Genomic DNA, 19101 nt, shown 5'->3' on the forward strand with positions numbered 1-19101 from the left:
GAACCGAATCAAAGGAGGCTATCGTGACCATCCGCCGTTTCGAACAACACACCCCCGTCCTCGGGGCCCGGGCTTTCGTCGACCACAGCGCGGTGGTGCTGGGCGATGTGGAACTGGGCGCCGACAGCTCGGTTTGGCCGCTGACGGTGATCCGCGGTGACATGCACCGCATCCGTATCGGCCAGCGCACCAGCGTGCAGGATGGCAGCGTGTTGCACATCACCCACGCCGGGCCTTTCAACCCCGAGGGCTTCCCGCTGATCATCGGCGACGACGTGACCATCGGCCACAAGGTGATGCTGCACGGCTGCACCCTGGGCAACCGCATTCTGGTGGGCATGGGCAGCACGGTGATGGACGGCGCGGTGATCGAAGACGAGGTGATTCTCGGCGCCGGCAGCCTGGTGCCGCCGGGCAAGGTCCTCGCCAGCGGCTACCTCTACGTGGGCAGCCCGGCCAAGCAGGCGCGGCCATTGACCGACAAAGAGCGGGCGTTCTTCAGCTACAGCGCCGCCAACTACGTAAAACTCAAAGACCGCCACCTGGCCGAAGGCTACAGCGCCCCATGAACCTGCACCACCGCAACATCCTGTTCGACCTCGACGGCACCCTGACCGACCCACGCGAGGGCATCACCCGCTCCATCCAGTACGCGCTGGCCAAGCTCGGCATCGACGAGCCCGACCTGCGCGCCCTGGAGCACTTTATCGGGCCGCCGCTGTTGCAGGCCTTTATGCAGTTCTACCAGATGGACGAAGCCACTGCCTGGCAAGCGGTGAATTTCTATCGCGAGCGTTTCAGCGTGACCGGGCTGTACGAGAACGAAGTGTTCGAAGGGGTGATCGAGCTGCTCGACCTGCTGGTGGCGCAGCAGCGGCACCTGTACATCGCCACCTCCAAGCCGTGGACGTTCGCCCGGGAAATTGCCCGGCACTTCGATTTTGCCCGGCACTTCAAGGTGATCTACGGCAGCGAGCTGGACGGCACCCGCACCGACAAGCGCGAGCTGATCGCCCACCTGCTGCACAGCGAGGGCCTGGCCCCGGCGCACACCCTGATGATCGGCGACCGCAAGCACGACCTGCTCGGCGCCCGGGCCAATGGCTTGGACTGCGTGGCGGTGGGGTATGGTTTTGGCAGCGCCGAGGAGTTGCGCGAGCAGGCGCCCACCTGGCACTGCGCAACCGTGGCGGAGCTGCACCAGGCGTTAGCGGGCTCGCCGCCGCGCTAGGCCTCGGGGCCCATCGCCGGGCGAAGGGCCATCAGCTGCTGTAAGCGCGCTTTGCGCGCCGGCGCCGGCAGCGCCCCCAACTGCTCCACCGCGCTGAAAAACCGCTGCCAATCGCGCCCCTGCGCCTCGAACAACTGGGCGAACGCCGGTACCCATTGGTCATACAGGCCAAACGGCAGCAACTTGGCGTTGCTCATCGGCCCGTTGATCCAGCCGTCGAACCCGGTCTGGCCACCCCACTGGCTCGCCTTGAGCTGCCGGTAGTCCCGGCGCAGGCGTTCGAACTCGGCCTGTTTGGCAGCCCGCATGGCCGCCGGCGCCAGCGGCTGTTGGTACAGCGCCGCCAGGCGCTCACGGGTGGCCAGCACCAGCCGCACGAACTGCTCGCGCTGGCGCGCCGGGCCGGCGTCTTCAGCCGGCAGGCCATGGGCAGCGCGCCACTGGCGAGTACCTTGCTGCTCGACGAAGGTGGCGTACGACTCATTGAACTCGGTGTCGTTCTTCACATAAAAGCGCTGGTGCGCCAGCTCATGGAATATCAGCGTGGCCAGGCGCTCATCGCCCCAGCGGGCCATGGTGCTGATGATCGGGTCATCGAACCAGCCCAGGGTGGAATAGGTTTCCACCCCGCCCACGTACACATCCTGGCCCTCGGCGCGCAGCAGGGCGGCGGCGCCGCGGGCAGCGTTCTGGTCGTAGTAGCCGCGGTAGGCCACGCACCCGGCGATCGGGAAGCAATGGGTGAGCGGCTGCAGCGAAAACTCACCGGTGGCGAACACGTTCCACACCACGAATGGCCGCTGGATGTCGGCGTACAACCGGTAGCTGCGGTTATCCGGCAGGTGCAGTTGCTCGCTGGCAAAGCGCCGCGCCTCCAGGGCGGTGGCCAGGCGCTGGCGCAGGGCCGCTGATGTACCCGGCGCGGCGATCACCTGCTCAACCGGTTCACGCGCCCGCAACAGGGCCACCTGGCCCTCGGCGAGCTGCCCGTAGTAGCGCAGGCTGTCACAACCGCTCAGCGCCAAAAGCAGCGCCAGGGGAACCCAGCGGGCAAAAACGTTGTCTCGACAGCCGGGACCGAAGCGCTGCAAAAGAACCTCAAAGACCATCGGTGGGGCCCCGCTTCGCCAGCTTCAATGATTGCCTTCATTCTGCCTTTTTCGGGGTACGCCATGCGTAAAACATTTTTACTTCTCGGCCTGTCGATGCTCACGGGTTGCTCGCTGATCGGCCTGCCGCGGCCCGACCCGAAACAAGCTTGGGTAGACCTCGACGTACCCCAGAACAACTCGCTGCACGCCCAGGAAGTCGACGCCCAGGCCTGGGCCGACAAGCGCTACTTCGAAGTGCAGCCCGGCAGCCACGAGCTGACCGTGCGCTACCAGTTCGCGGTGGCGCCCACCAACATTGGCCCGGGCGCCGAGCCGCTGTGGCGCGATTGCCAACTGAACCTGAAATTCACCCACTTCAACGCCGGCGAGCGCTACCGGATCCAGGCCGGCACCTTCGGTTTCACCCCTTGGGCCAAGCTGTACGACCAACAAAGCAAGGTGGTCGGCACGGCGCAACCGGCAGGCTGCCAGCGCGTTTGAACACGCGGTATGCTGGGGCACACCCTGAAGGAGCCACCCCATGCGCCGCGCGTTGACCTCACTGCCTGCCCTGGCCTTGCTCGCCGGCTGCAACACCACCCCAGTGCCGCCCCATGACCCGCAACAGGCCTGGGTCGACCTCACCACCCTCGGCGGCAAGGCCATCCTCGCGGAAAAACTCGACGGCCAGCGCCTGGATGACGGCCGTTATTTTCAGGTCACCCCGGGCGCCCACGAGTTGGTGTTTCGCTACGACTACGAAGTGAACATCCCACTGACCATCATGAGCCAGCCGAGCGAGCGCATGTGCTACATCACCGTGCGTTACGCCGAGTTCAAGGCTGGCCAGCGTTATCGTATCCAGGCACGCAGCCTGGGCATTGAGCCCAGCGCGCTGCTGTATGACCAGAACAATCAGGTGGTGGCCGAAGACAAGAGCAATTACTGCCTGTGGTAGGGGCTAGTTATTGTTCTTCTGGTAGAGGATTTTACGCGTGCCATTGGCGCAACTGCCCACCACCATGGCAGGGTCGCGCACCTCGGCATTGGCGACGATCTCGAGGGTGTAGTTGGCCACCCCCTGGGACTGGATCTTCGCTTCGATCTCGGCCTTGAGCGCCTCGCAATCGACCGGCGCGGCCTGGGCGGCGGCAGCCCACAGGGCCCCCGCCGCCACACCTGAATACCAGGCCTTGTGCATCGTCAGCTCACCAATGCCGCGTCCAGGGTAATGGTGGCGTTGAGCACTTTCGACACCGGGCAACCGACCTTGGCCTTGTCGGCCAACGCCTTGAACTGCGCCTCATCGGTACCCGGAACCTTGGCGCGCAGCACCAAGTGAATCGCGGTAATGGCAAAGCCATCGTCCTGCTGGTCGAGGGTCACTTCCGCGTCGGTCTTGATTTCCGTGGCGGTCAGCCCGGCATCGCCGAGGATCATCGACAGCGCCATGGAGAAGCACCCGGCGTGGGCCGCGCCGATCAGCTCTTCAGGGTTGGAGCCCTGCACGCCCTCGAAACGCTGTTTGAAGCCATAGGGCAGGTCTTTGAAGGCGCCGCTGCCGACGGAAATCGCACCGGTGCCTTCTTTCAGGCTGCCATTCCATACCGCGGATGCCTTCTTCTTGATAGCCATGTTGCCTCCTGGTTTATTCGGGGGTGGTGTGCTGTATGAGGTTGGGCACTGGAGCAAGTTCAGCAAATTTGCGCCCGGGGTGGAAAGCGTTCACTGTAGCCCCAACATCTACACATTAACGGCGCGGGGGTGTCATTTTTAGTGGAGTGCGTATGAAAGCCTTGAACAACGTGAAGTATTCGGCACTGGACCTGGTGCCGGTGCGCCAGGACAAGGGCCCGGCCCAATCGCTGCACAACTCGCTGGACCTCGCCCAGCACGCCGAGCGGTTTGGCTACACGCGGTTCTGGGTGGCCGAACACCACAACATGGATGGCATCGCCAGCTCCGCCACCGCCGTGCTGCTGGGCTACCTGGCCGGTGGCACCTCGACCATCCGTGTCGGCTCTGGAGGGGTGATGCTGCCCAACCATGCGCCCCTGGTAATCGCCGAACAGTTCGGCACCCTGGCCAGCCTCTACCCGGGGCGGATTGACCTAGGCCTGGGCCGCGCCCCCGGCTCTGACCAGATGACCGCCCGCGCGCTGCGCCGCGAACGCTCAGGCTCGGCCGATGACTTCCCCGATGACGTCGAAGAGCTCACCGCCTACCTGGGCCCGCGCACGCCGGAACAACGGGTGATCGCCGTACCGGGCAGCGGCACCGAAGTGCCGATCTGGCTGCTCGGCTCCAGCCTGTTCAGCGCGCAACTGGCCGGCATGCGCGGCCTGCCGTATGCCTTCGCCTCGCACTTCGCGCCGCGAATGATGCACGAGGCCATCCGCATCTACCGCGACCACTTCACCCCGTCGGCCACCCTGGCCAAGCCCTACGTGATGCTCGGCATCCCGCTGGTGGCGGCAGACACTGACGAACACGCCGACTACCTGGCCACCTCGGTGTACCAGCGCATCCTCAACCTGATTCGCGGCCAGAGCCTGGTGCAGCAACCGCCGGTCGAGAGCATGGCCGGGCGCTGGCTGCCCCACGAGAAAGACGCCGTGGCAAGCTTCCTGGGCATGGCGATGGTGGGCAGCCCGGCGAAGATTCGCGCCAAGCTCGAGGTGCTGCTGGAGCAAACTGGAGTGGACGAGCTGATCTTCACCTGCGACCTGTACGAGCATGCTGACCGCATTCATTCGTACGAACTGCTGGCGGAAGTGATGAGGGCTTCCTGAGGAAGGAGCGGCAAGTGGCAAGCGGCAAGTGGATGGCGCCCCCTTGCCACTTGCCGCTTAAAATTTCGCCCTAGCGCTTATAGACGATTTCCTTGCTGCCCGCCTCGCACGTGCCGACCACCTTGCCGCCGGCCGATGCGCCCTTGTCGACCACATCCAGGCTATAGCCCGAGGCCCCCTTGGCCTTGATCTTGGCGTCGATCTCACCTTTGAGTTGATCACACGGCTTGCCCGCGGCGAACGCGCCGCTGGCCATGCTCAACATACCTACAGCCAACAAAAACTTTTTCATCGGTCATATTCCCTGGTCAATAAAACGGCCTAACGTCCTGGCCCTGCGAACAGGGCCTTTCTCTAATAGCGCAAAAACGAGGGGGCAGCCAGTTCAACTGTTGGCAATGCGAAAGCCGACCTTCAGCGTGACCTGAAAGTGCGCGGCGCGGCCGTCTTTCACATGGCCCCGGGTTTCGGTCACCTCGAACCACTCCAAGTGGTCGACGGTCTTGGCCGCCTCGGCCAAGGCGTTGTTGATGGCGTCTTCGATGCTGGTGGCGGACGAGCCTACCAGCTCGATCTTCTTGTAGGTGTGATGGTCAGACATGGTCTTGCCTCCTCTGGCGAGCAAATGGCCATTTACGCAGCGGCCGGTTACTGCATCAGTGCCCTGTGCCACGCTAAAAGTTCAGGTGCACCGCACTTTCCGCAGGCGCCGTAGTCGGACCTTTACACTGGCAACTCAACCTTCACAGGAGTAAAAACATGGCCAATTCGTTGCGTAAAGCGTCGCTGCAAAGCATGGAAGCCGAGATCGAAAGCCTGCTTCGCTCGCTTGAAAGCCTCAAGGACGACGCCTCCGATGAATCGAAAAAAACCCTGAAAAACCTCAAGGCCAGCGCCGAGACGGCCCTGAAGCATTCGCGCAGCCTGCTGGCCGATGCCTACGAAGAGGTGAAGGTCAAAACCCGCGAAACCAGCGCCGCCACCCGTGACTACGCGCAAGAGCACCCTTGGACCACCGCGGGCATCGCCGTCGGCGCGCTGGGCCTGCTGGCTGCCTACCTGATGTGCAAGCGCTCGGACTGATCAGCGCCCGGTCGCGCGCAGCGCTTCGTGCAGCCAGGCGGCCAGCCGCCGGGCACGTTCATCTTGCTGCCGCTGCGCCACCCACAACGCCAGCCGCGCCGGGGTTTGCCTGAAGCCCCAGGGCGCGGCCAGGCGGCCGGCCTGGATGTCTTCGGCCACCAGCATCTGCGGGGCGATCGCCACTCCCAGCCCGGCCACGGCGGCTTCCAACAAGTAATACAGGTGCTCGAAGCCCTGGCCCAACACCAACTTATCGGCCGCCAGGCCTTCACCCTCTGCCCATTGTGGCCAGGCCTGCGGCCGCGACAGCGTATGCAGCAGCGGTTCGCCGAGCAGGGCGCTGGCCGGGGCAGCCGCCAGCCGCGCGTAATGCCGGTGGTGCGGGCTGATCACCGGGCCAATGCACTCGGCGCCCAGGTCATACACCTGCACGTCCGCCGGCCAGGGCGGCTCGGCGAACACCAGCAGCGCATCCCAGCCGGCCCGGCGCGGGTCGATATCGCCCTCACCGGCCGACAGGTGCAGGCGCAGGTCGGGCAGGTCGGCATTGAGCTTGCCCAACCGCGGGATAAACCACCGCGCCAACAGGCTGCCTGAACAGCCCAGCAGGAACGGCGCCTGCTGTTGGGTGTGCTGCAACTGCCGGCACACGCCACGCAGGCGGTCGAAGGCTTCGGTGCAGCCGTCGCGCAGCAGGGCGCCGGCTTCTGTGACTTTAAGGCCGCGCCCGTCTTTGCTGAACAGGCTGACGCCAAGCTCTTCTTCAAGGGCTTTGAGCTGGCGGCTGACCGCCCCGTGGGTGACGTTCAGCTGCTCGGCGGCCTTGCTCACGCTGTTGAGCCGGGCAACGGCTTCAAACGCGCGCAGGGCATTGAGGGAGGGCAGGTCACGGGCCATGACGTGTGAGTTTTCCTGACATATTGCGCCGATCTTATCGGTTTTCACCCGGGGCTGTCGTGGGTAAAGTGACGCCATTGCCAGCCACTCCGAATGGAGCGCCCCATGACCCAAGCCCAATACCGCAACGGCCCAGACACCAACGGCCTGTTCGGCCAGTTCGGCGGCCGCTACGTGGCCGAAACCCTGATGCCGTTGATCCTCGACCTGAACCGCGAATACGAAGCGGCGAAGAACGACCCAGCCTTCATCAAAGAGCTGGCGTACTTCCAGCGCGACTACGTGGGCCGCCCCAGCCCGCTGTACTTCGCCGAGCGCCTGACCGAGCACTGCGGCGGCGCCAAGATCTACCTCAAGCGCGAAGAGCTGAACCACACCGGCGCGCACAAGATCAACAACTGCATCGGCCAGATCCTGCTGGCGCGGCGCATGGGCAAGCAGCGCATCATCGCCGAAACCGGCGCCGGCATGCACGGCGTGGCCACCGCCACCGTGGCCGCCCGCTTTGGCCTCAAATGCGTGATCTACATGGGCACCACCGACATCGATCGGCAGCAGGCCAACGTGTTCCGCATGAAGCTGCTCGGCGCGGAAGTGGTGCCGGTCACCGCGGGCACCGGTACCCTCAAGGACGCCATGAACGAAGCGCTGCGCGACTGGGTCACCAACGTCGACAGCACCTTCTACCTGATCGGCACCGTGGCCGGCCCGCACCCGTACCCGGCAATGGTCCGCGACTTCCAGGCAGTGATCGGCAAGGAAACCCGCGAGCAACTGCAGGCCGCTGAAGGCCGCCTGCCCGACAGCCTGGTGGCCTGCATCGGCGGTGGCTCCAACGCCATGGGCCTGTTCCACCCGTTCCTCGATGACCAAAGCGTGCAGATCATCGGCGTTGAAGCCGCCGGCCACGGCATCGAAACCGGCAAGCACGCCGCCAGCCTGAACGGCGGCCAACCGGGCGTGCTGCACGGCAACCGTACCTTCCTGCTGCAAGACGAAGACGGCCAGATCATCGACGCCCACTCGATCTCCGCCGGCCTCGACTACCCCGGCATCGGCCCCGAGCATGCCTGGCTGCACGACATCGGCCGCGCCGAGTACACCTCGGTCACCGACGACGAAGCCCTGGCCGCGTTCCACCAGTGCTGCCGCCTCGAGGGCATCATCCCGGCGCTGGAAAGCGCCCACGCCCTGGCCGAAGTGTTCAAGCGCGCGCCCACCTTGCCGAAGGACCACCTAATGGTGGTGAACCTCTCCGGCCGTGGCGACAAAGACATGCAAACCGTGATGCACCACCTCGACCTGTCGACGCAGGAGAAACACTGACCATGAGCCGCCTGCAAACACGCTTCACCGAGCTGAAGGAACAGAACCGCGCCGCCCTGGTGACCTTCGTCACCTCCGGTGACCCGGACTACGACACCTCGCTGGCCATCCTCAAGGGCCTGCCAGACGCCGGCGCCGACGTGATCGAGCTGGGCATGCCATTCACCGACCCGATGGCAGACGGCCCGGCCATCCAACTGGCGAACATCCGCGCCCTGGCCGCCAAGCAAACCCTGGCGAAAACCCTGCAGATGGTGCGGGACTTCCGCGCCGGCAACGACACCACCCCGCTGGTGCTGATGGGTTACTTCAACCCCATCCACTACTACGGCGTGAGCCGCTTCATCGCCGACGCCCACGCCGCCGGCGTGGACGGGCTGATCGTGGTCGACCTGCCACCGGAGCACAACGGCGAGCTGTGCGACCCGGCCCAGGCCGCGGGCATCGACTTTATCCGCCTGACCACCCCAACCACCGACGATAAGCGCCTGCCGACCGTGCTCAACGGTAGCTCCGGCTTTGTTTACTACGTGTCGGTGGCCGGCGTGACCGGTGCTGGCTCGGCCACCACCGAGCACGTCAGCGAGGCGGTCGAGCGCCTGCGCCGGCATACGCCGTTGCCGGTGTGCGTGGGCTTCGGCATCCGCACCGCCGAGCAGGCCGCGGCAATCGCACGCCTGGCCGACGGCGTGGTGGTGGGCTCGGCGCTGGTCGACAAGATCGCCAAGGCCAGCCACCCGGGCGAGGCCGTGGAAGGCGTACTGGGCCTGTGCCGCGAGCTGGCCGAAGGCATTCGCAAGGCCCGTGTGTAAAGGCCACGCGAGCTAAGCGTAAAGTTCCTGATACAGAGGAATTTGCCTGGTTTTTCAGTGACTAAACCGCAAGAACGAAGGGGGAGGGAACACACGTTCTCTCCCCCTTTTCGCTGTCAGTACCCTAAGGAAACACACTATGAAATCGGTTCGCTCCGTGATCGCCGGCTTGAGCATCCTGATGGTCGCCGCCTCCCCGCTGGTGCACGCCGCACCCGGGCCAGACGACCATGGCCAGGGCCCGCAACACGCGCAAGGGCAGGGCGGCCACGGCCCAGGCAACAACAACCACGGCCCGAGCAACGGCGGAGGCCATGGCCAGCGCCCGCCGCAAGACTTCGGCCCGGTGCGCAACACCATCAGCGAACACCGCGCCGACTTCGGCCGCGGCAACCCGCTGCCGCCGAACATCCACGTGGCCAAGGGCCAACCGCTGCCCCACGGCTACGGCCGCCCGCTCGACGCCCGCGCCCGTGGCCACCTGCCGCATTACGACGGCTACGAATGGCGCCGCCTGGGCACCGACGTGGTGCTGGTCGCGGTGGGCACCGGGATCGTTTATGAGATTCTCAACGGTGTGCTGAACTAAGCCCGGCTCGAGGGCCCTTCGCCCGGCGCCGCCGGGAGCACGAAGGGCCCTCACCCCCTACTCGAACATCTCCAACTTCAACGGCCGCACCGCGCCCATCCAGATGGCATGGTCACGGTGGTCGGCCAGTTCATCGCCGGTCAACGGGTGCAGGAACACCACCAGCCCGTTGCGGTTCATCGCCAGCCACGGCAAAACCTCGCCAATCAACCCCGCGCCGAACGCCAACTGGCAGCTCCAGTCGGGGTGCGGGCCTACGGGTTTTTCGTGCACCCGGCCCATCTGCAGCGGGAAGCGACGCGCGGCGTCTTCGCAGAGGGCGCGGGCCTGGGGCAGGGTGGTGGCGTCGAAATAGATATGGGCGTGGTAGCCCTGCACGGGTGTGTTCACGTTCAGTCCTGCCTGGCGGTAGTGGCGTGCATCATCACACAGTTGCCCAAGCCGGGCTGTAACAAACCCGAGAACTTCGGCGGCGCCAGGCCCAGGGCGGCGGCGAAGGTGGTGAACATCGAATTGCTGTTGACCGTTGCGCCCCACCATTTGATGCCGCCGCGCGGGTAGGGGAGGTCTAGCGCGTTCACCCGCTCGATCAGCGCCAGGGCGCGGGCCCAGCGGGCCTGGGCGTCGGCGCCGCGGTAGACCACCTCCACCGGCTGGCCGGGCTTGCACAGGGTCAGGCGCTGCCCGGCATCGAAATGCCAGGCCCGCAGCGAGTGCCAGCGGCGGTAGCCCACCGGCACCGGGTGGCCGTTGCGGCGGTCGGTGGCCAAGCCGTGCAGCTCGCCCAGCCATTGCCCCTGGGCGCCACGCAATACCCAGAAGGCATGGGCCCAGTAGCGGGCGATGATGAACGCCCGGGCTTCGATGCTGGAGGTGTGGGTCATAGGGCGATGTGCTCGGGTTTCAAAGGGCCACGGCTTTCGTCGACTAGCCAGTCGACAAAGCGCTGGATCATCCGGCTGCGCCGTTTGCGCGGCGGCAATACCACATGGTAGCCCATGCTAGAGCGCGCGCTGGCCTCGATCGGGCGGCACAGCAGGCCTTGTTCGAGCAGCGCATCGACCAGGTGGCGCCAGCCGATGGCCACGCCTTCGCCGGCAATCGCCGCCTGCACCACCAGGGTGTAGTTGTCGAAGCGCAACTGCCCCGGCGCCGGCATCGCCGGGATCTGCCAGTAACGGAACAGCTTGGCCCAGTCGAACCACTGGCTGCTGTTTTCACCGCGCAGGTGCAACAGCGGCAGCTCGCGCAGGCTGCGCATCGGCAGCGGCGTGGCGCGCCCGCCGAGCAGGCGCGGGCTGCACACCGGGAACACTTCTTCATCGAACAACCAATGGCTTTCGCCCTGGCGAAAGCGCCCATCGCCAAACAGCATGGCGATGTCGATGTCACTGCGCAGCATCGCGTGGCTGCGCTCGGAGGTCACCAGGCTCACGTCTACCTGCGGGTTGGCCTGGTGGAAGCGGTGCAGGCGCGGCATCAGCCAGTACGAGGCAAAAGCGAAGTCCGTGGCCACTTGCAGCACTTCACGCTGGCTTTGTTCGGTCACCGCGTTCAGGCCGCTGTCGATGCTCTGCAGGCCGACCAACACGTACTCGAACAGCGTCGCCCCGGCCTCGGTCAGGTCGATGCCGCGGTACACCCGGTCGAACAGGCGCAGCGCCAGTTGTTCTTCGAGGCGTTTGATCTGCTGGCTGATGGCCGGCTGGGTGGTGCCCAGCTCTACCGCCGCCGCGGTAAAGCTGCGGTGGCGGGCCGCGGCTTCAAACGCGCGCAGGGTATCCAGCGAGACTGCCCCCAAACTGTCAAACATAAGCTGTACTTATCCTAGCCATTGCCCCACGTGGGATTTACCGCTTGCCGGTATGGGCTTCATTCTGGATAAAAGCAATACCGCATAACCCTCAACAATGGAACGCCGCGATCCCATGAAGCGCAAGAACATTCTTTTCATCATGGCCGATCAAATGGCTGCGCCCTTGCTGCCGTTTTACGCCCCATCGCCGATCAAACTGCCGAACCTGCAACGCCTGGCCGATGCCGGCGTGGTATTCGAGTCTGCTTATTGCAACAGCCCGCTGTGCGCGCCATCGCGCTTCACCCTGGTCAGCGGCCAGTTGCCCAGCCAGATCGGCGCCTACGACAACGCCGCGGACTTCCCCGCCGATGTGCCCACCTACGCCCACTACCTGCGCAAGCTGGGCTACCACACGGCACTGGCGGGCAAGATGCACTTTTGCGGCCCGGACCAACTGCACGGCTACGAAGAGCGCCTGACCAGCGACATCTACCCCGCCGACTACGGCTGGGCGGTGAACTGGGACGAGCCCGACGTGCGCCCCAGTTGGTACCACAATATGTCTTCGGTGCTGCAGGCAGGCCCGTGCGTGCGCACCAACCAGCTCGACTTCGACGAAGAAGTGGTGTTCAAGGCCCAGCAGTACCTCTACGACCATGTGCGCGAAGGCGCCGGCCGGCCGTTCTGCCTGACCGTGTCGATGACCCACCCCCACGACCCCTACACCATCCCCAAGCCGTTCTGGGAGCTGTACAACGACGAAGACATCCCGATGCCGGCCAACGTACCCGGCCAGGATGAGCTCGACCCGCATTCCCAGCGCCTGCTGAAAGTCTACGACCTCTGGGGCAAACCGCTCCCCGAGCAGAAAATCCGCGACGCCCGCCGCGCCTACTTCGGCGCCTGCAGCTACATCGACCACAACGTTGGCCGGCTGATGCAAACCCTCGAGGAATGCGGCCTGGCCGATAGCACCATCGTGGTGTTCTCCGGCGACCACGGCGACATGCTTGGCGAGCGTGGCCTCTGGTACAAGATGCATTGGTTCGAAATGGCTGCCCGGGTGCCGCTGTTGATCTGCGCGCCAGGGCAGTTCGCCGCGGGCCGGGTGGCCGCGTCGGTGTCTACCGCCGACCTGCTGCCGACCCTGGTCGAATTGGCCGGCGGCACGCTGGCCGCGGAACTGCCGCTCGATGGCCGCTCGTTGCTGGGCCACCTCGACGGCAGCGGTGCCCACGACGAAGTGTTTGGTGAGTACATGGCCGAAGGCACCAACAGCCCGCTGATGATGATCCGCCGCGGCGACTACAAGTTCATCTACAGCGAAACCGACCCTTGCCTGCTGTACAACGTACGGCAAGACCCGCACGAGCGCGAAGACCTCAGCCACACCGCGGAGCACCAGGCACTTTTCGACAATTTCATGGCCGAAGCACGGGCCAAGTGGAACATCCCGGCGATTCACCTGCAGGTGCTCGCCAGCCAGCGCCGCCGCCGCTTCGTGGCCGAGGCGCTGACCCAGGGCAAGCTGAAGAGCTGGGACCACCAGCCACTGGTCGATGCCAGCCAGCAATACATGCGCAACCATATCGATCTGGACGATCTGGAGCGCAGGGCACGTTATCCACAACCCTGCCAATCCGAATAGAACTAGGGGAAGCCATGAAGAAGATAACCACCGTGATCGCTGCGGGCGCGCTGAGCCTGGGGGCCAGCTTTACCTGGGCAGACACCAGCTGCAGCCCAGTCAAGATGGCCGACCCGGGCTGGAGCGACATCGCCGCCACCAACGCCATCTCGACCTTCTTGCTGGAGGCCATGGGCTACCAGACGAAGATCGATGCGCTGGCGGTGCCGATCACCTACGGCGGCCTGCGTGACAACCAGGTGGATGTCTTCCTCGGCAACTGGATGCCGGCCCAGCAGGGCTTCTACGACCAGTTCATCGCCAACGGCAAGGTTACCCAACTGGCCAAGAACCTCGACGGCACCGAGTTCACCCTCGCCGTGCCGGACTACGTGTACAACGCCGGCGTGCATGATTTCGCCGACCTGAACAAATTCGCCGACAAGTTCGACCACAAGCTGTACGGCATCGGCTCGGGCGCGCCGGCCAACCAGAGCCTGCAGGAGATCATCAAGAAGAACGACTTCGACCTGGGCAAGTGGAAGCTGGTCGAGTCGAGCGAGCAGGCCATGCTCGCCGAGGTGGACCGCGCGGTGAAGCGCGAGCGCTTCGTGGTGTTCCTTGGCTGGCAGCCGCACCCGATGAACGTGAAGCTGAAGATGCACTACCTCACCGGCGGTGAGAAATACTTCGGCGCCACCGGCAGCGTGTACACCGTGACCCGCAACGGTTACGCCGACGCCTGCCCGCAAGTGGCCAAGCTGTTCAGCCAGTTGATGTTCACCCCAGAGATGGAAAACACCATCATGGCTGACGTAGTCGACACCAAGAAGAGCAACGCCGACGCCGCCAAGGCCTACCTGAAGGCCCACCCGGAGGTGCTCGAGAAATGGCTGGCCGGCGTGCAGACCGCCGAAGGCAAGGATGCGCTGGCAGCGGTCAAGGCCAAGCTGTAAGGCCTAGCCTTCGCGCAGTTGCGCACGCAGCAGCGCCAGCACCGGCGCGGTGTTCACCGCCACCCCGCGCCAGTACTGGAACGCCACCGCGGCCTGTTCAACCAGCATGCCCAGGCCATCGAGCGCCTGGGCTGCGCCGTGTTCGCTGGCCCAGCGCAGGAACGGCGTCGGCGCCTTGCCGTACATCATGTCGTAGCAGGTGGTGCGCCCCGGCGCGATCACGCTGGCGGCCAACGGCGGCAGGTCGCCGGCCAGGCTGGCGGCGGTGGCGTTGATGATCACGTCGAAGGGCTCGGCCAGCACGCCAAAGGCCGACGCGCTGACTGGGCCCAGTTCGGCGAACACCTCAGCCAGCAGCTCGGCCTTCTCAACCGTGCGGTTGGCGATCACCAGCGCCGCCGGTTCCTGCTCCAGCAGCGGCTCGAGCACACCGCGCACCGCGCCACCGGCGCCGAGCAACAGCACCCGCTTGCCCGCCAGCTCGACCCCGGCGTTGGCCATCAGGTCACGCACCAGGCCCTCGCCATCGGTGTTGTCACCGCGCACGCTGCCATCGGCCAGGCGGCTGAGCATGTTCACTGCACCAGCGCGCTCAGCGCGGGGCGTGAGCTCGTCGCACAGGCGGTAGGCTTCTTCCTTGAACGGCACGGTCACGTTGCCGCCCAAGCCACCCTGGTGGAAAAACTCACGGGCGCAGCCGCTGAAGCCATCGAGTGGCGCCAACTGGGTGCTGTACTCCAACTGCTGGGCCGCCTGCTCGGCGAACAGCCGATGGATGGCCGGCGACTTGCTGTGGCCAATGGGGTTTCCAAAAACGACGTAGCGGTCCATTCGGGCAGTCCTGGGTCAGGGCGTATTGTTGTCAGGGGCCAGGCCGAGCCAGTCGCGGTCCTGGAGGAAGTAATCGGTCAACCGCGCTTCCTCGCTGCCAGGCGTGGGTTGCCAATCGTAGCCCCAGCGCACTTCGGGTGGCAGCGACATCAGGATCGATTCCGTGCGCCCGCCCGACTGCAAGCCAAACAGCGTGCCGCGGTCGTAGACCAGGTTGAATTCCACATAGCGGCCGCGGCGGAACGCCTGGAACTCGCGCTGCGCAGGGGTATAGGCCAGCTGGCGGCGGCGCTGCACGATCGGCAGGTAGGCGTCGAGGTAGGCATCGCCGATGGCGCGCTGGAAGGCAAAGCAGGTGTCGAAGTCCCACTGGTTCAGGTCATCGAAGAACAGCCCACCCACCCCACGTGGCTCGTGGCGGTGCTTGATCTGAAAGTAGCGGTCGCACCAGGCCTTGTAGCGCGGGTATACGTCGGCGCCGAACGGCCGGCAGGCCTGCTCGGCCACCCGGTGCCAGTGCACGCAGTCTTCTTCGTGGGCGTAGTAGGGGGTGAGGTCGAAGCCGCCGCCAAACCACCACACCGGCGCTTCGCCGTCTTTTTCAGCGATGAAGAACCGCACGTTGGCGTGGGAGGTGGGCACGTGGGGGTTGTGCGGGTGGATCACCAGCGACACCCCCAGCGCCTCGAAGCCGCGCCCGGCCAGCTCGGGCCGGTGCGCGCTGGCAGAGGGCGGCAGGCCGGCGCCGAACACATGGGAGAAGTTCACCCCGCCTTTTTCGATCAGCGCGCCGCCCCCGATCACCCGGGTGCGGCCACCGCCGCCGCCGTCGCGCACCCAGGCGTCTTCGGCGAAGCGGGCGCTGCCGTCTTCGGCTTCGAGGGCCTGGCAGATGCGCGCCTGCAGGTCGAGCAGGTACGCCTTCACGGCTTCGGTGCGGGGGTTGCTCATGGCGGGCCTCGATCAACAAAACGGCGCGTAGCATACCATCGCGGCCGCACCCTGGCAGTTGACGCCAGTCGAACAAAGGCGTCCGATAACGGTTTTGCACCCACACTCAGGAGAACAAGATGGCCAAGCGTATCCAGTTCAATGCCACCGGCGGCCCGGAGGTTCTAGAGTACGTTGACTACACACCGGCCGAACCCGGCCCCCAGGAAGTGCGGGTACGCAACAAGGCCATTGGCCTGAACTACATCGACACCTACTTCCGCGGCGGCCTCTACCCTCTGGCGGCCTTCCCGTCGGGGCTCGGCACCGAGGCGGCCGGGGTGGTCGACGCGGTGGGCAGCGAGGTCACCCACTTCAAGGTCGGCGACCGCGTTGCCCACGCCGGTGGCCCACTGGGTGCCTACAGTGAACTGCACGTGCTGCCGGCCAACCTGCTGGTCAAGCTGCCTGAGGCGATCAGCTTCGAACAGGCCGCCGGGATGATGCTCAAGGGCCTGACCGTGCAGTACCTGCTGCGCCAGACCTACCGCCTGGAAGCCGGCGAAACCGTGCTGTTCCATGCCGCCGCCGGCGGCGTCGGGCTGATTGCCTGCCAGTGGGCCAAGGCCCTCGGTGCCAAGGTGATCGGCACTGTCAGTTCCGCGGAAAAAGCCGCCGCGGCCAAGGCTGCCGGCGCGTGGGAAGTGATCGACTACAGCCATGAAGACGTGGCCAAGCGCGTGCTCGAATTGACCGGCGGCAAGAAGTGCCCGGTGGTCTACGACGGCGTGGGCAAGGACACCTGGGAAACCTCGCTCGACTGCGTCGCCCCGCGCGGCCTGCTGGTGAGCTTCGGCAACGCCTCCGGGGCGGTAAGCGGGGTCAACCTGGGCATTCTCGCCAGCAAGGGCTCGCTGTACGTCACCCGCCCGACCCTGGCCACCTACGCGGTGCCAGGCGCGCTGCAGGGCATGGCCAACGAGCTGTTCGAGATGGTCAGCAGCGGCAAGGTGAAGATCGAGGTCAACCATCAGTACCCGCTGGCCGAGGCGGCCCAGGCGCACATTGAGCTGGCTGGGCGGCGCACGACCGGGTCGACCATTCTGTTGCCTTGAGGGAGTGGCTGGCCTTCCTCACCCTGGGAGGCCGGCTGTGCCGTAATGCTGTTCACTTAAGCAATTTCATGGCTTTAAGGAAGGGGGGAATCTGTAAGCTCTGCTGATTTTGTGCATGAGCTTCAGGGTCTATCGCCCGGCACAGCCGGAGTGCCGGACCACGGCCTCCCACGGGTTCTGTGCTACCCGATAAATCAAGTACTTACACAAATCTGGTGGGAGGCCGTGGTCCGGCACCCCGGCTGTGCCGGGCGATGGGCCCTGAAACTAAGGCCTGATCACCTCTCCCGTGCGCAAGTCGCGAATCACGCTGGGGCTACGGCGCCCGCCTAGGGCGCCGCCCAGCACGTGGTCCACCTCCCCCCGGAAGTACTGCTCCACCCGCAAGCGGGTGCGGGCCGGCGGCTTGCCTTGTGGGTTGGCCGAGGTGGAAATGATCGGGCCCACCAGCGCGCACAGTTCGCGCACCAGCGGGTGGTCGCTGACTCGCACCGCCACGCTGTCGTGCTGGCCGGTGATCCACTCCGGCAGCAGGTCGCGGTGCGGCACCAGCCAGGTGTTGGGCCCTGGCCAGGTGGCGCTCATCTTGTCGAGCCAGTCTTGCGGGAAGTCTTCGAAGAGGAAGTCGAACTGGCGGATGTTGTCGGCGATCAGGATCAGCCCCTTGCTCACCGCGCGGGACTTGATCGCCAGCAAGCGGTACACCGCGGCTTCATCCCAGGGGTCGCAACCCAGCCCCCAAACGGCCTCGGTGGGGTAGGCAATCACTGCGCCTGCGCGAATCTCCCGCGCGGCCTGTTGCGCGCGCCAACTGCTTACCATCTGTGCCACTCCGCGGTTCAAGGTCAGCGCAGTGTATCTGGCATGGGCCTGGCGAACCATCGCCCGGCTTGAGAAACCGCTTCGCCGTTGAGTTCCAGCTCGGTCAGCGCCGCCAGGGTGGCCGGCAGCGGCCGCCCCAACGCCAACGCCAGGCCCTCGGCGGTACGCGGCGCGGCGAGCAACTCCCGCAGCAGAGGGTCCTTGGGCCGCACCGGGGCCGCCGCGGCGGCGGGCAGGCCCTGCCAACAGTGCAGGCTCTCAAGCACATGCTCCGGGCACTCCACCAACTGCGCGCCGTCGCGGATCAACTGGTGGCAACCCTTGGCCCCAGGGTAATGGATCGACCCCGGCAGCGCGTACACCTCACGCCCTTGCTCGGCGGCCAGGCGGGCGGTGATCAGCGAACCACTGGCCAGGTTCGCCTCCACCACCAGCACGCCCAAGGCCAGGCCACTGATCAACCGGTTGCGCCGCGGAAAGTTGTCCCGCGCCGGCGCGGTGCCCAGCGGGTACTCCGACACCACCGCGCCGCCCTGCTCGGCAATGCTCTGCGCCAAGCCACGGTGGCGCTGTGGATAAATATTTTCCAGGCCCGTGCCGAGCACCGCGATGGTCACCCCTTGGGCCTGCAACGCGCCCTTGTGGGCGGCGCCATCGATACCCAGCGCCAGGCCGCTGGTGACGGCAAAACCGGCTTGGGCGAAGGCCTGGGCAAAGGCCTTGGCGTTGTCCAGGCCGGCGGCGCTGGCGCGGCGGCTGCCAACGATGGCCAGTTGCGGATGCTGCAACACCTCGGGGTTACCCTGCACGAACAGCAGCGGCGCCGGGTCCGGAATGTGCGCCAGCGGGGCCGGGTAGTGGGCGCTGTCCCACATCAATAAATGCTGCCCGGGCCGCTCTAGCCAGCGCATTGCGGCGCTGGCGCCATCGCGAATGGCGGGCTCGCGGCGGGCCGCGGCGCTGGCGCCATCAAGGCCCAGCGCCGCCCATGCGCTGGCCGGCGCCGCCAAGGCGGCACTGGCGCTGGCGAACGCGGCGATCAGTTTATGGAAGTGCATGGGCCCGACCTTGGGCAGCAGATGCAGGCGCAGGCGCGCCTCCAGTTCGGCGGGCGGGCCCGCCAGGGCATCGAGAAGGGGCATGTGATCGTCCTTGATCTCATGGCCACAGGCGTGCCAGCACAACCTGTGGATAACTCTGT

25 protein-coding genes are annotated in these 19101 nt (G+C 65.8%); 12 read left to right on the forward strand and 13 right to left on the reverse strand.

The window, feature by feature from the left end:
* Positions 1-23 precede the first annotated feature (23 nt).
* Together ACFZCE_RS07675 and ACFZCE_RS07680 are read left to right on the forward strand one after the other, a co-directional pair.
* The gene (locus ACFZCE_RS07675; protein ID WP_390937633.1) at positions 24-569 is read left to right on the forward strand and encodes a DapH/DapD/GlmU-related protein; all 546 of its coding nucleotides are present in this window, start codon (positions 24-26) and stop codon (positions 567-569) included.
* Positions 566-1231 (forward strand): HAD hydrolase-like protein, encoded by a 666-nt coding sequence (locus ACFZCE_RS07680; protein ID WP_390937635.1) that lies wholly within the window; start codon positions 566-568, stop codon positions 1229-1231. Before ACFZCE_RS07675 ends, ACFZCE_RS07680 begins: the two co-directional genes overlap by 4 nt.
* On the opposite strand, the gene ACFZCE_RS07685 is transcribed toward ACFZCE_RS07680, so the two are convergent.
* Positions 1228-2322 carry an aminopeptidase gene (locus tag ACFZCE_RS07685; protein ID WP_390937637.1) on the reverse strand — a complete coding sequence of 365 codons (1095 nt, stop codon included), beginning with the start codon at positions 2320-2322 and terminating at the stop codon, positions 1228-1230. The two genes, ACFZCE_RS07680 and ACFZCE_RS07685, sit on opposite strands and share 4 nt — an antisense overlap.
* 81 nt (positions 2323-2403) lie before the next feature.
* Between ACFZCE_RS07685 and ACFZCE_RS07690 the strand changes: the two genes are divergently transcribed.
* Positions 2404-2823, forward strand: a complete 420-nt coding sequence (locus ACFZCE_RS07690) for a hypothetical protein (protein ID WP_390937639.1) — start codon at positions 2404-2406, stop codon at positions 2821-2823.
* Positions 2824-2863: 40 nt separating this feature from the next.
* Positions 2864-3280 carry a hypothetical protein gene (locus ACFZCE_RS07695; protein WP_390937641.1) on the forward strand — a complete coding sequence of 139 codons (417 nt, stop codon included), beginning with the start codon at positions 2864-2866 and terminating at the stop codon, positions 3278-3280.
* Between the two features lie 3 nt (positions 3281-3283).
* Here ACFZCE_RS07695 and ACFZCE_RS07700 read toward each other — a convergent pair whose 3' ends face one another.
* Positions 3284-3523 carry a DUF1161 domain-containing protein gene (locus tag ACFZCE_RS07700; protein ID WP_390937644.1) on the reverse strand — a complete coding sequence of 80 codons (240 nt, stop codon included), beginning with the start codon at positions 3521-3523 and terminating at the stop codon, positions 3284-3286.
* 2 nt (positions 3524-3525) lie between these two features.
* The gene (locus ACFZCE_RS07705; protein WP_390937646.1) at positions 3526-3957 is read right to left on the reverse strand and encodes an OsmC family peroxiredoxin; all 432 of its coding nucleotides are present in this window, start codon (positions 3955-3957) and stop codon (positions 3526-3528) included.
* A 152-nt stretch (positions 3958-4109) separates the two neighbouring features.
* Between ACFZCE_RS07705 and ACFZCE_RS07710 the strand changes: the two genes are divergently transcribed.
* The gene (locus ACFZCE_RS07710; RefSeq protein ID WP_390937648.1) at positions 4110-5114 is read left to right on the forward strand and encodes an MsnO8 family LLM class oxidoreductase; all 1005 of its coding nucleotides are present in this window, start codon (positions 4110-4112) and stop codon (positions 5112-5114) included.
* 70 nt (positions 5115-5184) lie between these two features.
* Here the strand turns inward: ACFZCE_RS07710 and ACFZCE_RS07715 are convergent, their stop codons facing one another.
* Positions 5185-5406: a DUF1161 domain-containing protein gene (locus ACFZCE_RS07715; RefSeq protein WP_390937650.1), complete on the reverse strand. Its 222-nt coding sequence runs from the start codon at positions 5404-5406 to the stop codon at positions 5185-5187.
* Positions 5407-5499: 93 nt separating this feature from the next.
* Positions 5500-5715: a dodecin gene (locus ACFZCE_RS07720; RefSeq protein WP_390937652.1), complete on the reverse strand. Its 216-nt coding sequence runs from the start codon at positions 5713-5715 to the stop codon at positions 5500-5502.
* A 158-nt stretch (positions 5716-5873) separates the two neighbouring features.
* Between ACFZCE_RS07720 and ACFZCE_RS07725 the strand changes: the two genes are divergently transcribed.
* Positions 5874-6197 (forward strand): DUF883 family protein, encoded by a 324-nt coding sequence (locus tag ACFZCE_RS07725; RefSeq protein WP_390937654.1) that lies wholly within the window; start codon positions 5874-5876, stop codon positions 6195-6197.
* Here ACFZCE_RS07725 and ACFZCE_RS07730 read toward each other — a convergent pair whose 3' ends face one another.
* Complete coding sequence (locus ACFZCE_RS07730) at positions 6198-7094, reverse strand: LysR family transcriptional regulator (protein WP_390937656.1); 897 nt, start codon at positions 7092-7094, stop codon at positions 6198-6200.
* Positions 7095-7199: 105 nt separating this feature from the next.
* Between ACFZCE_RS07730 and trpB the strand changes: the two genes are divergently transcribed.
* From trpB to ACFZCE_RS07745, 3 genes are all read left to right on the forward strand, one after another.
* Positions 7200-8420 (forward strand): tryptophan synthase subunit beta, encoded by a 1221-nt coding sequence (gene trpB / locus ACFZCE_RS07735; RefSeq protein WP_390937658.1) that lies wholly within the window; start codon positions 7200-7202, stop codon positions 8418-8420.
* Between the two features lie 2 nt (positions 8421-8422).
* The gene (gene trpA, locus ACFZCE_RS07740; RefSeq protein ID WP_390937660.1) at positions 8423-9232 is read left to right on the forward strand and encodes a tryptophan synthase subunit alpha; all 810 of its coding nucleotides are present in this window, start codon (positions 8423-8425) and stop codon (positions 9230-9232) included.
* Between the two features lie 139 nt (positions 9233-9371).
* A complete protein-coding gene (locus ACFZCE_RS07745; RefSeq protein WP_390937662.1) occupies positions 9372-9821 on the forward strand; it encodes an anti-virulence regulator CigR family protein in 450 nt (149 codons plus the stop codon).
* 57 nt (positions 9822-9878) lie between these two features.
* Here ACFZCE_RS07745 and ACFZCE_RS07750 read toward each other — a convergent pair whose 3' ends face one another.
* Genes ACFZCE_RS07750 through ACFZCE_RS07760 form a run of 3 tightly spaced genes read right to left on the reverse strand, consistent with a single transcriptional unit; the run spans position 9879 to position 11634 of the window.
* Positions 9879-10211: a DOPA 4,5-dioxygenase family protein gene (locus tag ACFZCE_RS07750; RefSeq protein WP_390937663.1), complete on the reverse strand. Its 333-nt coding sequence runs from the start codon at positions 10209-10211 to the stop codon at positions 9879-9881.
* A gap of 2 nt (positions 10212-10213) precedes the next feature.
* On the reverse strand, positions 10214-10705 hold the full coding sequence (locus ACFZCE_RS07755; RefSeq protein ID WP_390937665.1) for a hypothetical protein: 492 nt from the start codon (positions 10703-10705) through the stop codon (positions 10214-10216).
* Positions 10702-11634 carry a choline sulfate utilization transcriptional regulator gene (locus ACFZCE_RS07760; protein WP_390937667.1) on the reverse strand — a complete coding sequence of 311 codons (933 nt, stop codon included), beginning with the start codon at positions 11632-11634 and terminating at the stop codon, positions 10702-10704. The genes ACFZCE_RS07755 and ACFZCE_RS07760 overlap by 4 nt, the downstream gene beginning before the upstream one ends.
* A gap of 115 nt (positions 11635-11749) precedes the next feature.
* Here ACFZCE_RS07760 and betC point away from each other — a divergent pair, with 115 nt between their 5' ends.
* Positions 11750-13267 (forward strand): choline-sulfatase, encoded by a 1518-nt coding sequence (gene betC / locus ACFZCE_RS07765; RefSeq protein WP_390937669.1) that lies wholly within the window; start codon positions 11750-11752, stop codon positions 13265-13267.
* Positions 13268-13281: 14 nt separating this feature from the next.
* Complete coding sequence (choX, locus tag ACFZCE_RS07770; protein ID WP_390937671.1) at positions 13282-14202, forward strand: choline ABC transporter substrate-binding protein; 921 nt, start codon at positions 13282-13284, stop codon at positions 14200-14202.
* Positions 14203-14205: 3 nt separating this feature from the next.
* Here choX and aroE read toward each other — a convergent pair whose 3' ends face one another.
* A complete protein-coding gene (gene aroE / locus ACFZCE_RS07775; RefSeq protein ID WP_390937673.1) occupies positions 14206-15033 on the reverse strand; it encodes a shikimate dehydrogenase in 828 nt (275 codons plus the stop codon).
* Between the two features lie 15 nt (positions 15034-15048).
* On the reverse strand, positions 15049-15984 hold the full coding sequence (gene hemF / locus ACFZCE_RS07780; protein WP_390937674.1) for an oxygen-dependent coproporphyrinogen oxidase: 936 nt from the start codon (positions 15982-15984) through the stop codon (positions 15049-15051).
* A 119-nt stretch (positions 15985-16103) separates the two neighbouring features.
* On the opposite strand from hemF, the gene ACFZCE_RS07785 reads away from it, so the two are divergent.
* A complete protein-coding gene (locus ACFZCE_RS07785) occupies positions 16104-17078 on the forward strand; it encodes an NADPH:quinone reductase (protein WP_390937675.1) in 975 nt (324 codons plus the stop codon).
* 267 nt (positions 17079-17345) lie between these two features.
* On the opposite strand, the gene ACFZCE_RS07790 is transcribed toward ACFZCE_RS07785, so the two are convergent.
* Positions 17346-17900 (reverse strand): Sua5/YciO/YrdC/YwlC family protein, encoded by a 555-nt coding sequence (locus ACFZCE_RS07790; protein ID WP_390937676.1) that lies wholly within the window; start codon positions 17898-17900, stop codon positions 17346-17348.
* A 23-nt stretch (positions 17901-17923) separates the two neighbouring features.
* Positions 17924-19042 (reverse strand): DNA-processing protein DprA, encoded by a 1119-nt coding sequence (gene dprA / locus ACFZCE_RS07795; protein ID WP_390937678.1) that lies wholly within the window; start codon positions 19040-19042, stop codon positions 17924-17926.
* Positions 19043-19101: the final 59 nt, after the last annotated feature.

The organism is Pseudomonas sp. NPDC007930, assembly GCF_042958985.1.
Classification (GTDB): Bacteria; Pseudomonadota; Gammaproteobacteria; order Pseudomonadales; family Pseudomonadaceae; genus Aquipseudomonas.

What these genes read in the sequence shown, in the direction of transcription:
- ACFZCE_RS07700 (WP_390937644.1), bottom strand. Translation starts at nt 3,523, where the DNA reads ATGCACAAGGCCTGGTATTCAGGTGTGGCGGCGGGGGCCCTGTGGGCT.
- ACFZCE_RS07680 (WP_390937635.1), top strand. Translation starts at nt 566, where the DNA reads ATGAACCTGCACCACCGCAACATCCTGTTCGACCTCGACGGCACCCTG.
- dprA (WP_390937678.1), bottom strand. Translation starts at nt 19,042, where the DNA reads ATGCCCCTTCTCGATGCCCTGGCGGGCCCGCCCGCCGAACTGGAGGCG.
- ACFZCE_RS07755 (WP_390937665.1), bottom strand. Translation starts at nt 10,705, where the DNA reads ATGACCCACACCTCCAGCATCGAAGCCCGGGCGTTCATCATCGCCCGC.
- ACFZCE_RS07710 (WP_390937648.1), top strand. Translation starts at nt 4,110, where the DNA reads ATGAAAGCCTTGAACAACGTGAAGTATTCGGCACTGGACCTGGTGCCG.
- ACFZCE_RS07690 (WP_390937639.1), top strand. Translation starts at nt 2,404, where the DNA reads ATGCGTAAAACATTTTTACTTCTCGGCCTGTCGATGCTCACGGGTTGC.
- ACFZCE_RS07785 (WP_390937675.1), top strand. Translation starts at nt 16,104, where the DNA reads ATGGCCAAGCGTATCCAGTTCAATGCCACCGGCGGCCCGGAGGTTCTA.
- betC (WP_390937669.1), top strand. Translation starts at nt 11,750, where the DNA reads ATGAAGCGCAAGAACATTCTTTTCATCATGGCCGATCAAATGGCTGCG.
- aroE (WP_390937673.1), bottom strand. Translation starts at nt 15,033, where the DNA reads ATGGACCGCTACGTCGTTTTTGGAAACCCCATTGGCCACAGCAAGTCG.
- ACFZCE_RS07705 (WP_390937646.1), bottom strand. Translation starts at nt 3,957, where the DNA reads ATGGCTATCAAGAAGAAGGCATCCGCGGTATGGAATGGCAGCCTGAAA.
- choX (WP_390937671.1), top strand. Translation starts at nt 13,282, where the DNA reads ATGAAGAAGATAACCACCGTGATCGCTGCGGGCGCGCTGAGCCTGGGG.
- trpB (WP_390937658.1), top strand. Translation starts at nt 7,200, where the DNA reads ATGACCCAAGCCCAATACCGCAACGGCCCAGACACCAACGGCCTGTTC.
- ACFZCE_RS07745 (WP_390937662.1), top strand. Translation starts at nt 9,372, where the DNA reads ATGAAATCGGTTCGCTCCGTGATCGCCGGCTTGAGCATCCTGATGGTC.
- ACFZCE_RS07725 (WP_390937654.1), top strand. Translation starts at nt 5,874, where the DNA reads ATGGCCAATTCGTTGCGTAAAGCGTCGCTGCAAAGCATGGAAGCCGAG.
- ACFZCE_RS07720 (WP_390937652.1), bottom strand. Translation starts at nt 5,715, where the DNA reads ATGTCTGACCATCACACCTACAAGAAGATCGAGCTGGTAGGCTCGTCC.
- hemF (WP_390937674.1), bottom strand. Translation starts at nt 15,984, where the DNA reads ATGAGCAACCCCCGCACCGAAGCCGTGAAGGCGTACCTGCTCGACCTG.
- ACFZCE_RS07715 (WP_390937650.1), bottom strand. Translation starts at nt 5,406, where the DNA reads ATGAAAAAGTTTTTGTTGGCTGTAGGTATGTTGAGCATGGCCAGCGGC.
- ACFZCE_RS07760 (WP_390937667.1), bottom strand. Translation starts at nt 11,634, where the DNA reads ATGTTTGACAGTTTGGGGGCAGTCTCGCTGGATACCCTGCGCGCGTTT.
- trpA (WP_390937660.1), top strand. Translation starts at nt 8,423, where the DNA reads ATGAGCCGCCTGCAAACACGCTTCACCGAGCTGAAGGAACAGAACCGC.
- ACFZCE_RS07695 (WP_390937641.1), top strand. Translation starts at nt 2,864, where the DNA reads ATGCGCCGCGCGTTGACCTCACTGCCTGCCCTGGCCTTGCTCGCCGGC.
- ACFZCE_RS07730 (WP_390937656.1), bottom strand. Translation starts at nt 7,094, where the DNA reads ATGGCCCGTGACCTGCCCTCCCTCAATGCCCTGCGCGCGTTTGAAGCC.
- ACFZCE_RS07790 (WP_390937676.1), bottom strand. Translation starts at nt 17,900, where the DNA reads ATGGTAAGCAGTTGGCGCGCGCAACAGGCCGCGCGGGAGATTCGCGCA.